General features: G+C 27.6%; 10 protein-coding genes and 1 riboswitch. Of the genes, 6 read left to right on the plus strand and 4 right to left on the minus strand.

Annotation, left to right across the window (positions count from 1 at the left end):
* The first annotated feature begins 173 nt into the window (after positions 1 to 173).
* The 3 genes from ACIQ56_RS09435 (at position 174) to ACIQ56_RS09445 (ending at position 3,074) form a co-directional block, all read left to right on the plus strand.
* Entirely contained in the window at positions 174 to 1,220 is a 1,047-nt protein-coding gene (locus tag ACIQ56_RS09435; protein WP_397600813.1) for an FUSC family protein, read from the plus strand.
* Positions 1,221 to 1,628: 408 nt separating this feature from the next.
* On the plus strand, positions 1,629 to 2,189 hold the full coding sequence (locus tag ACIQ56_RS09440; RefSeq protein WP_397600814.1) for a hypothetical protein: 561 nt from the start codon (positions 1,629 to 1,631) through the stop codon (positions 2,187 to 2,189).
* A gap of 126 nt (positions 2,190 to 2,315) precedes the next feature.
* Complete coding sequence (locus tag ACIQ56_RS09445) at positions 2,316 to 3,074, plus strand: amidohydrolase family protein (RefSeq protein WP_397600815.1); 759 nt, start codon at positions 2,316 to 2,318, stop codon at positions 3,072 to 3,074.
* Between the two features lie 22 nt (positions 3,075 to 3,096).
* On the opposite strand, the gene ACIQ56_RS09450 is transcribed toward ACIQ56_RS09445, so the two are convergent.
* The 3 genes from ACIQ56_RS09450 to ACIQ56_RS09460 all read right to left on the minus strand — a co-directional run bounded on the left by ACIQ56_RS09450 (position 3,097) and on the right by ACIQ56_RS09460 (position 6,878).
* Positions 3,097 to 4,098, minus strand: coding sequence for a hypothetical protein (locus ACIQ56_RS09450; protein WP_397600816.1), 1,002 nt, complete (start codon positions 4,096 to 4,098; stop codon positions 3,097 to 3,099).
* Positions 4,099 to 4,188: 90 nt separating this feature from the next.
* Complete coding sequence (locus ACIQ56_RS09455) at positions 4,189 to 5,394, minus strand: radical SAM protein (RefSeq protein WP_397600817.1); 1,206 nt, start codon at positions 5,392 to 5,394, stop codon at positions 4,189 to 4,191.
* Positions 5,391 to 6,878 (minus strand): PLP-dependent aminotransferase family protein, encoded by a 1,488-nt coding sequence (locus ACIQ56_RS09460; protein WP_397600818.1) that lies wholly within the window; start codon positions 6,876 to 6,878, stop codon positions 5,391 to 5,393. Before ACIQ56_RS09460 ends, ACIQ56_RS09455 begins: the two co-directional genes overlap by 4 nt.
* A 232-nt stretch (positions 6,879 to 7,110) precedes the next feature.
* Here ACIQ56_RS09460 and ACIQ56_RS09465 point away from each other — a divergent pair, with 232 nt between their 5' ends.
* Complete coding sequence (locus ACIQ56_RS09465) at positions 7,111 to 7,347, plus strand: hypothetical protein (RefSeq protein WP_397600819.1); 237 nt, start codon at positions 7,111 to 7,113, stop codon at positions 7,345 to 7,347.
* A 123-nt stretch (positions 7,348 to 7,470) separates the two neighbouring features.
* Positions 7,471 to 8,493: a chitinase gene (locus ACIQ56_RS09470; protein WP_397600820.1), complete on the plus strand. Its 1,023-nt coding sequence runs from the start codon at positions 7,471 to 7,473 to the stop codon at positions 8,491 to 8,493.
* Positions 8,494 to 8,507: 14 nt separating this feature from the next.
* Here the strand turns inward: ACIQ56_RS09470 and ACIQ56_RS09475 are convergent, their stop codons facing one another.
* A complete protein-coding gene (locus ACIQ56_RS09475) occupies positions 8,508 to 9,293 on the minus strand; it encodes a substrate-binding periplasmic protein (RefSeq protein WP_397600821.1) in 786 nt (261 codons plus the stop codon).
* A gap of 117 nt (positions 9,294 to 9,410) precedes the next feature.
* Positions 9,411 to 9,639: riboswitch (cobalamin riboswitch) on the plus strand.
* 51 nt (positions 9,640 to 9,690) lie between these two features.
* Between ACIQ56_RS09475 and ACIQ56_RS09480 the strand changes: the two genes are divergently transcribed.
* Positions 9,691 to 10,709: TonB-dependent receptor plug domain-containing protein (locus tag ACIQ56_RS09480; protein WP_397600822.1), on the plus strand; the 1,019-nt coding region annotated here is incomplete at its 3' end.

The following is a 10,709-nucleotide window of genomic DNA, read 5'->3' on the forward strand; positions in this document are numbered from 1 at the left end:
AGTCAATAATTCGCATTCATTATTTTATATGTTAAATCAAATAGTCTTAATTTTTTAAGACTATTTTTGCAGTCTATTCTTTTTTTCTAGTTGAATAAGAGTGAATTGCAAAACCTCTTTATCTATATTTTTAAAAAAAAATTAAGTATAATAAATAAAAAGGGGCATATGAAATGATATATAAATGGAAAGAAAAGTACTTTCATATATCAAGGTATAATTTTTACTTTGGTTTATTAACTGGTGTTGTCGTTTGTCTTTTTTGTATGTTTCATGTTTATACCAAGCAATCTGAGTTATACTTGGTAATAGCAGCTTTTGCCTCTTTTGTGATTGCCTTGCTTTGTTCTAATGTCTTCCATTTTACCATTCAAAAAAAAATAAAATATTCATTTTGGCTTTGCCTCTTGGCAACTATGACAACAGGACTGGGTAGTTACCTTCAATCAGATATATTATACGTATCTATCGGAATTATTATTTTAATGATCCTCCTTGCCTTATCAACTTTAGGTGGCACCGGTTTTTTTACAGTATTATTATTGTCTTCAAGTCTTTTTATAATTGGCACTGGATTTTCAGCAAATAATGCCTTGAGTGCTTTTTACAATGCTCTTTCTTTTTTTCTCGGATCAGGAATCATTTTTAGTTTACTTATTGGCTCTGCTTTCTTAAAGCAGAAAAGTCTACATCTAAAAGAAACATTCAAACTGCCTCATTTTCAGCCTATGACATTTTCCGTTATTATTTATGCTTTTCAATTAATTGTAGCTGTTTTGTTAACGTATTATATTTCACAATATTTAAAGTTTCCTGATGGTTATTGGCTTCCTATGACAGCTCTTCTGGTTTTAAAAATGGATCATTTTGATTCTTTTCAAAGAATGAAGCATCGGTTTCTGGGTACAGTTTTGGGAAGTTTGGTTTCTATACCCATAAGTTTTATTACAGATAAATATATATTATCGCTTTTTATGATACCTATTTTATTATTTGTTGTTTTAGGAGCATCTAAACATTATGGGTCTTTTACTTTATTTTTAACTGCAATGATTTCTATTATTATGAATATCGCTTCAGATAAAGGGATATATATTTTATTTTACCGTAACTTAGATACTTTTTTTGCCGTTCTTTGTGTTGCTTTTATTCTTTTACTTACAAAATTTATTAAATTTATTGTAATGGCAAGGAAAATAAAAAAGGCCAAAAAACTATAACCGTTTAAAATAAAATAAATAATACTTTATTTTTATTATAGATGAAAAATCTCATCTTTTAAAAGAATAGATTTATTATTTTTTAAATAATTCATATTTTTAATAAAATTCATCAAAAAATTTTTAACTAAAGTTAACAACTGCTTATGAATTTATTGTAAATAAGATTTTATTTTTACAATTCTTTCCTATTCTAAAAAAAATTCATTATTTTAGATTTAGTTAATTTAAAAAAAATAAAAATTTAGAGATAGAAAATTTTTGGTATAAAAATTGCTTTGTAAATTTTGTTATTATTTTAAAATAATAATTTAATTTTATATATCTTATTGTTTTTAATATAACAAATAAATTTAATTTTTTTCTAATTAAATTGATGTTTAACTTATTTATTTAAGGGTTATGACGATGAAAAATAAATTATTATCCTCTTGCTTATTTGGAATTTCTTCTTTCTTTTCATTTTCTGCTCACGCTGATTGGGACTTTTCTAGTTTAGATTGGAGAGGCTCTTATTTATTTTGCGTTAATGAATACAACACATATAACTGGGAATGGGCAAAAGAAAATCAAAATTTTAATATGTTTCATAAGAAAGGAACTTTAGAAAGTAGTAGAGGTATTTGGATAAGAGGTAATTTAGCATTTAATAAACATGCCGCTCCTGTATTGGATGTAAATCATACTTTTGAAACCGTTAAAGAAGCAAATGAATTTTGTGATGCTCTTGTAAATCAATGCAAAAGTTTAGATGATTCAAAGAAATTTGCACTTGTAGGAGTTGCTTCTTATTCTATTCCATATAGTAGTTGGGGTTTAGTAAGTGTTAAATACAAGTCTGGTGAAAAAATAGTAATATCAGGAAAAGAAGAAGATAAATTGAAAACATCATCATGTCAAAATTGGAATTATAAAGAGTTTCCAAATGAAGGCGGCGCTTATTTAACATTGGGTAAATTATATAGATAAATCGTTAATAAAATTTAACAAATCTTTAATATTATAATTGATTTTTATCAATTATAATATTAAAATAAGAATGGTTTTTGTTATTATTTTTTTAAAGATTTTATCTTTAAATAGGGGCTGATTATTATGGAAAATTTTAAAATTTTTGACTCCCATTTTCATATTATTGATAAAAAATTTCCTTTGATTGAAAATAATGGATTTCTGCCTGAAGAGTTTAATGTTGATAATTATAAAATAGCAGTAAAAAATTTAAATATTGTGGGAGGCGCCGTTGTTTCTGGTTCTTTTCAAGAATTTGATCAGTCTTATTTGATTCATGCCTTAAAACTGTTAGGTGAAAAATTTGTTGGGGTGACTCAAATTCCAAGTAATATTACTGATGAAGAAATTATAAAATTACATTCTTTTGGAATTAGAGCAATTCGTTTTAATGTGAAACGTGGTGGTTCTGCATCTATTCAAGAAATAGAGAGCTTTGGAAATAGAGTTTATGATCTTGTAAAATGGCATACAGAAATTTATATTGATTCAAAAGATTTAAAAGATCTTATGCCAAAAATTTTAAAATTAAAAAAATTTTCAGTAGATCATTTAGGCCTTTCTAAAGAAGGTATCGTATTTTTAAAAAAACTTGTAGAAAAAGGAGGAATCATTAAAGCAACTGGATTTGGTAGAATTAATTTTGATCCCGTTAATGCAATACATGAATTCATTAAAATCAATCCAAATTCTGTTATTTTTGGAACAGATTTACCTTCTACTCGTGCACCAATTCCATTTACAGAAAATGATGTAAAAAAAATAATAGATAATTTTGAAACAAAAGATATTCACAATATTTTATTTACCAATGCCAAACATTTTTATCGTATTTCTATTTAAATATTATTATAATATTGATGCTTTAAAATATCCAACCAATTTTTAAAATATTCCAATAAGGTAATGGATATTCTTTCAGCTTTGTAGTTATTGAGTCGCTCAATTGATTTGATAAAGCGGTATATTCTGGTGAAGCAAAAACATAAGATGAGAGCGATTGTGCCGTAGGATCGGATAATGTTGTTGAGGTTGTTACTGTAGAATCTAATGTCAACTGAACTCCAATTTCTGTTCCTATAGCAAACCATCCATAACTTCCGCTCCAAGTTGCAAGTAATCCCATTTGTGGAGTCCAGTAGGTAGAATTTATAGTAATATTTTCATTAAATGGAGTTGAAATTTTTACAGGATAATTTGGTATTGTTACGTTTAGAGTTCCTGTTGAGTAAAGATTTATGAGTCTTCTTCCATAAGCAGCTCCTATAAAAAAACTACCTCCAAATGGAAAGATACTTATTTTTCCCTCAAGTTGTGAATAGGATAAAGTCAAAGTATTAAATTGAAAATCTTGCGTCTGTGAATTTAAAATTGACTTTATATTTGAAAATCTAAACATATCAAAATTATTATAAAAGCCATAGCTCACAGATAGTCCGATATATCTAAAAATTTTAGATTCTATGCTGATATTTGGCCCCATTAATACTCCAATACCAATCATAGGTCCAATTCTAAAGGGACCAAAAAGACCTTCATCTTTGTCTTCTGGAGTTTCCTCTTTATTATCCGATTTTTCTTCTTTTGCTTCTTTTTTCTCTTCTTTTTCTTCTTCACTATCATCTATAGGTTCATTTTCTTTTTTCATTTGATTTTGATTGTTTGTTGAATTTGAAGGAATATTTTTTTGTTTTTTTACGGTAGGCACTTTTTGCTCTATAAAAGGGTTATCGTTAATAATTGGATTTGTTAAATTATTTTGTAAATTTCTTTGTGGAAGGGGAATTGTCGGATCAACTTGAGCATAAGATATTGATAAAAAGCAAATAAAAAATATAATTATAAATATTTTCAATAAGCCTATCATAAAATATTCATCCTCAAGAATCTCAATTTATTCTCAAATTGATCTAAAAAATATAATTGTATCTTTCTATATTTTATGAAGAGTAAAAATTTAAATCAAGGAGATAAAATCTGCAACCCAGGAATCACCTCTTATTTTTTCTTCGGGACTTAGGGATATAGAACACTCTGAAAAAAGAATTTTTCCTTCTTGAATTGCCCTATTTATTTTTGAATTATTTGATAATATGTTTAAAATATCATTGTTATTGCTATACAATTTAAGCCAATCTAAAGGAATTCCATTTGGTGTTCTTAAAAGTGTAAATATCATTTCAGATATATAATCTTGTTTACTTCTAGGAGTTTCATAATGGATAGAAAAATTTTTCACCCTTTCCTTTTTGTCAGAAAAAATAAGTTTATCATTTCCTGGTGCATAAGATGCATCAGAATCCTCGCCTATTTTGTAACGAATACCATATGGATGTTCTTTTGTGGAAGGAAGTAAGCCATGAGAACCTGTTCCTATACCAATATATGGCATGCCATACCAATAAATATTATTGTGTTTTGTATCTAAAGATGAAAAATTACTTGTTTCATGTTGCTGAAAACCAATGGATTTGCATTTGGATAATATTTCATAATATTCTTGAACCGCAATGTCGTCGTTGGCAAAATCTGTTTTAGCAAATAAAGTTCTTTTTTCAATAGTCAAAGCATAAGCGGATATTCCAGAAGCTCCTGAGCCATATAAAGATTCAATTTCATCTTTTATAGGTATTGTTCTTACTCCATTTTTTAATCCATAAATAAGATCAACTTGAATATTTTTAAAACCGGCATTTTTTGCCCATTTTATATTATTTAATATATTTTCTGGCGTATGTTTTCGGCCTAATATTTTAAGTGCATTTGAGCAAAGTGATTGAGCTCCTAATGTAATTCTATTAAAACCAACATTTAAATAATCTTCAAACCGTCTTTCTAAATTAGTTAAAGGATTTGTCTCTAGAGTTGCTTCTTCAATATAGAAAAAAGAATTTAAAATATCAAAAAAATCTTTGTAATAAGATGCTTCAAAAAGACCAGGAGTCCCACCTCCAAAATAAACTGTAATATGTTTTTTGTGATATTCAGGAATATTGTCTATGAAAAATTTAAGTTGAATTTTCAATTCATTAAAATAATCAAGAGTATCTTTTTTCGTGAATTTTGATGTTTTTATAAAGTCACAATAAGGACAAATATGTGGGCAAAAAGGAATATGAAAATAAAAACCTATTTTGGCTTTTTGCGATAAAATATCAATCATTTTTTTGTTATCCATTTTCTTGAAGAAGCATTTCTCCATATGGTAAAAATTGTTTCTAATGAATTATAGGTTTGAACGGGTTCAAGATTAGCAAAATTGATTCGCATAAAATTGCAATTTATTTTGTTAGGATAAAAATAATATCCTGGTGCAATAGAAATTTTTTTCTCGAAAGATCTTTCTTCAATAACTTTTAAATCTTCGCCTTGAGGAAATTCAAACCATAAATGCATCCCTGCTTCTGGATGATTCCATTTTGATCCTTGAGGAGATGTTTTTTTTAACATAGAAATAAGAGTATCTCTTTTTGATCTATAGCTATCTTTTAATTTATGAATATGTTTTTTTAATATTCCTCGTATACACATTTCATATACAATTTGTTGATCGATTAAAGAAGAGGTAATTTGATGAAAAGTTTTCATAAGCAATAGTTTTTGAATTTTTTCATTATTTGATGCCAAATAACCAATCCGGACTCCTGGAGCAAATATTTTAGAATAGCTTGAAATATAAATAGTATGATTGAATCCATCCATTGCTGAAAGATAGGGAGGAACAAAATCATCATAATTGAGCCCTTTATAAATATCCATTTCAATTATAATTGCATTAACTTCTTTAGCTAAATTTATAATTTCATGTCTTTCAACAGAGCTTAAAATACCTGATGTAGGATTGTTACAATTTGAATATAATATAAAAATTTTAGGCCTTTTATTTTTAATTTCAGACTTAATCATTTCACTTAAATTAATTTTTTCAGGGGTTCTTTCTAAATATATATGTTGATATTTTTTTAATATGATAGATGAAAAATAGAACTCATAGTTTGGGGCTTCAATAACAATATGATCATTAGGAGACAAATAAGTATTTAAAACAATATTTAGTGCTTGAATTGCACCATTACATATTAAAATTTGGTCGGCATTAAATATTGGCATTCCTTTGTTTTCAAGTTCAAAGGCAATAAACTCTCTTAATGGGAGAAATCCTTGTCTATTTGGGTACTGATATATAATTGAATTATTTGAAAAAATTGTTCTTGTTATCCCTCTAAGGTCTTCCATTATTCCTAAGTTTTTAGGAATTTCATTTCCCCCTAAATTTGTAATGCTTTCATTGGAATGATAAAAAAGGGGTTGATTCGAAATATCTTGAATTGTTATTGGCGGATCTTGGTTTATTGAAGAAACCGTTTTATCAGAAGTGTGATCAGATTTTTTTTGTGGCTTGTAAGTAACATAATAACCACTCCCTGCTTTTGCCTTAATGTATCCAGCATCACATAGTTTATTATAAGCTGTAATAACTCCAATTTTATTAATTTTTAATGTTAAAGATAAATCACGTATGCTTGGTAATTTAGATCCAACTAAAAGTGTACCGGTTTGAATTGCTCTTATATATTGTTCTACTATTTGATCTGAATAAGTTTTATCACTTGAACTGTCAATATTAATTTTTCTAAAACCAGCCATTGATTTCTACCCTTACAAACACTTAAATATAAAATATAAATTAAAAGTGTTTCATTTTTGTAGCATATTTGTGCCATAATTACCAGTACAGTTTCAAAAAAACATAGGTACAGTTTTTTCTATATAGGCAATTCTGTATCTATGAAAGTTGCAATTATAAATATAATTTAAGTCGATAACTTTCCAAATCGATTTTGAATTGAAAGTAACTATTTTAGAAAAGAGGTGTTTTATGAAAGAACATAATCATTATGACTTTCATTCTGTTTATTTAAAGTCTCAATCAAGAGGAAGTGAAAACTGGGCGCGTATTGAAGGAGTTCAAGATGCAGAAGCTCGTTTTTCACAAAACTCTTTAAAAAATTCTTTAAATAAGAAAAAGTTAAATCATAAAATATTAACTAGAGTTACTAAGACAACTTCTATTATACCAGGAGCGGTGCGCCAAATCATTCGCTTTTTTAAGTAATTTAAAGTAAAATTAGGAAAAAATTTCATATCAATATTTTGTCAAAAATAAAAAAAAAAATTTTATGTTCAATATAATTTAAAATCTATATAAATTTTCTTAATTTTAAATATGGAGATATAGATGAATATAAATTATTTTAAATATTTTTTATCATTGATTATATTAGTCTTAAATTTTTTATTTATTGAAAATATTGTTTCTGCGGATACATTAAATCCAAAAATAAAAATGGCACCATATGATGATATTACTGTTGGAGCTATTTGGAATGACTGGCAGAACTATCCCAATGGAAGACCATTCGATCTCGTTCCAATAGCAAATAAAACAAGAACAGATGAGTTTATTTTAGCTTTTATTCAATCCATAGAAGGAAAATGTAGTGCAGGATGGGCTGGAATTTCAGCCATGTCCATTGATTCAAAGTGGGGAAAATACCTTACGGATAAATTAACAGAAAATAATAAAAAATATTCTATTTCAATTGGTGGTGCAAATGGATTAAATTTAGCTTTGGCATGTGAAATAAATAATTTGTTAGAAATATATGAAAATATATATAATGTTTATCACCCAAATGGATTGGATTTTGACATTGAAGGTAGTTTTCAATCTGATTATAAGTCAATCACAAAAATTCTAAAAGCTATAAAAAAATTTCAGCTAAATCATCCCGAAACAAAAATAACATTTACCTTAGCTACAATGCCTGAAGGGTTAACAGCAGATGGGGAGTGGTTAATCAAAGCTGCTAAGTCTGAAGGAATTCATTTTAAAGTTAATATTATGGCTATGGATTATGGTTATTCTTATAATCAAAATATGGCGGACTATGCAATACAGGCAGCAAATAATTTATTTTCATTTCTAAAAATTCAATTTTCAAATTATTCAGATAATGATATTTGGCAAATGATAGAAATAACGCCAATGATAGGTTTAAACGATGTAACGACAGAAACTTTCAGTCTTTATGATGCAGATAAATTAAAAATATTTGCGAATCAATTTAATTTAAGCGGGCTCCATATGTGGTCCGTTAAAAGAGATAATCCTTGTTCTTCAACTTTTGTTTTACCAACATGTTCAAGTAATAATAATCAGAAAACAAACTATGAGTATTTAAAACGCTTTAATAAATAATAAAATTAAAAATATCATTCTTCAGCATTATATTTTTTTAAAATAAGATTATATTCTTGTGTTTTTTTAAAATTATTTAATTCCTTGCTAAAAGAAATCGCTCTATTATGAGCTGACTCCTGCTCCTCTTTACTTTTGTTTCGTTTCTTAGAAAAAGCGATATAATTTCGAGCAACATAAATGCTTGGTTTTAAATTTATAAAATTATTTCTTTGTTTTTCTTTTTTCAAAAGAATGTCAAATGTATAAAACTCACCAAAATAAACAGGCATGCGTTCTTTTAGCATTTTTTGAAGCGTAGTGTTTTCATTGTTACTATATTCAAGATTAAATGGGCTCTTTATGATGATATCTTGATAATAAAACCCTTTGATCAATCCAAGCGATGAAATGCTTTTAGCAAATTTATTGATATCTCCATCATAAAATATTTTATCTTTATTCTTTGCCAAAATCCAAAAATAGAAATTACTTTCGGACAATAAAGAATTTTCAAACCATAAATATTTATTGCGTTCTGGATTCTGTGAAATATAACTTATGGCATCGACATCTCCTTTTTTCGCCATAATTTGCGCTCTTGACCAAGGATAACTCTCATATTTATATGTCCATTTTAATTTTTTTAAGACAGCTTGAATTAACTCGACATGGACTCCTTTAATCTTTGAATTTTCAGTAAATTCGTTAGGGGGATATTCTCCGTCACCTCGGACGATAAATAGACTTTCACTTTTTGCTAAAGTGATTAATTTAAAATTTAAAAAAAGAAATATAAGTATTATTTTTTTCAAGTACATTGTTATTGCCTTAAACATTAAAATGGTTATCAATAAATATATTAATTTTAAAATGTTTAACTTGTCAAAAGTGTTTTTCTACTTTTAATAAAATTTGACATGTTTCCTTTCTTATGACAAATGTTTATGGTTGATGGTTTTGTAAATTTTATAAAGATTCAGATCAAAATAAAATCCTACAAATTAAAAGGGAATTTAGTGAGAGTCTAAAACTGTCCCGCAGCGGTGTTAAAGAGCGAAATTTGCAATATGGCACTGGGAAACTGGGAAGCCGCAGAAAGTAGAAAAACTTATTTTTAAGAAAAGCTTTAAAGTCCGAAGACCTGCCATCATACGTCCTTTGTAGACGTTTATAGATAAAGATCCGTGGGGATCTCCTGTAAAAAAGAATATATTTATGCGCCCAATTTTTGTGTTTGCTTTTGCTTTATTTCCAATTTGTGCCTATGCACAAAAAAGCATACCAATTATTATTATTCCAGAAAATGAAACAATAAAGAAACAATCAAATTCAGAGAATAAATTTAATAAATCTCTTGAAATACTTGACGATCCTTCTTTAGGAAATATAAATCAAGAAACCATTTCTTCTAAAATAATTCCAGGTAGCGCCCCTTCTCCTAAAAGTTTTTCTGATCTTGCGGATAAAATTACATCTGCTCAGGTAGAGCATTTTGGAGGAGAGGCTGGTGCTTTAAGAATTCGTTTAAGGGGATCAAGAGCATTTGAACCTTCTTATTATTTTAATGGAATTCCTTTAGCGGGTGCTGGAAGTGGGGAACAGAATGTTTCGTTATTACCTTTGTCTAACATTGGTTTATTAAATATTTATCCAGATTCTCCCCCTTTCTGGTTAAGTTCTATGGTAATAAGTGGTGATATTGATATTCAAAGTTGTAGGCGTTCAGATTGTTTTACTTATGATCAAGAAAATAAAATCAATGCTTTTAAAGTAACAGGAAAGACCGGGTCATTTCATTATAATCAACTCTCTGGAGTTTATTCTTTAAAGCCTCGTAAAAATTTTGAGATTATTACGACTTCTGAATACACAAGTAGCAAAGAAGATTATCCTGTATTCAATTCAAGTAATTCTGTTTTAAATCCCAATCAAGGCTACTTTGAATCCCTTCAAAATAATGATTTTAAAAAATATGCTGCTAGTCTTGGGCTAAGTACATTTAATCCATTTTTAGGAAAAATAAAATTTGATGCTGTTTTTGGTTCACAAAATAAAGGGAATCCTGGTGAAGTTGGAAGTATTTCAAGCACAAGAACTAAAAAAAATATTTTCATTTCAACTTTAAACACTCAAAGACTTTTTAGCCATAGTGGTTTACAATGGGGTAATCAATTAGGCATTCTTTATAATACTGCAGATTCACAAAATATACAGGGTGGTTTTGCTGCTCAAGC

This window comes from Silvanigrella sp., assembly GCF_044369315.1.
In the GTDB taxonomy this organism is placed as follows: Bacteria; Bdellovibrionota_B; Oligoflexia; order Silvanigrellales; family Silvanigrellaceae; genus Silvanigrella.

Coding starts and splice junctions, on each gene's coding strand:
- ACIQ56_RS09435 (WP_397600813.1), top strand. CDS start 174: ATGATATATAAATGGAAAGAAAAGTACTTTCATATATCAAGGTATAAT.
- ACIQ56_RS09440 (WP_397600814.1), top strand. CDS start 1,629: ATGAAAAATAAATTATTATCCTCTTGCTTATTTGGAATTTCTTCTTTC.
- ACIQ56_RS09445 (WP_397600815.1), top strand. CDS start 2,316: ATGGAAAATTTTAAAATTTTTGACTCCCATTTTCATATTATTGATAAA.
- ACIQ56_RS09450 (WP_397600816.1), bottom strand. CDS start 4,098: ATGATAGGCTTATTGAAAATATTTATAATTATATTTTTTATTTGCTTT.
- ACIQ56_RS09455 (WP_397600817.1), bottom strand. CDS start 5,394: ATGATTGATATTTTATCGCAAAAAGCCAAAATAGGTTTTTATTTTCAT.
- ACIQ56_RS09460 (WP_397600818.1), bottom strand. CDS start 6,878: ATGGCTGGTTTTAGAAAAATTAATATTGACAGTTCAAGTGATAAAACT.
- ACIQ56_RS09465 (WP_397600819.1), top strand. CDS start 7,111: ATGAAAGAACATAATCATTATGACTTTCATTCTGTTTATTTAAAGTCT.
- ACIQ56_RS09470 (WP_397600820.1), top strand. CDS start 7,471: ATGAATATAAATTATTTTAAATATTTTTTATCATTGATTATATTAGTC.
- ACIQ56_RS09475 (WP_397600821.1), bottom strand. CDS start 9,293: ATGTACTTGAAAAAAATAATACTTATATTTCTTTTTTTAAATTTTAAA.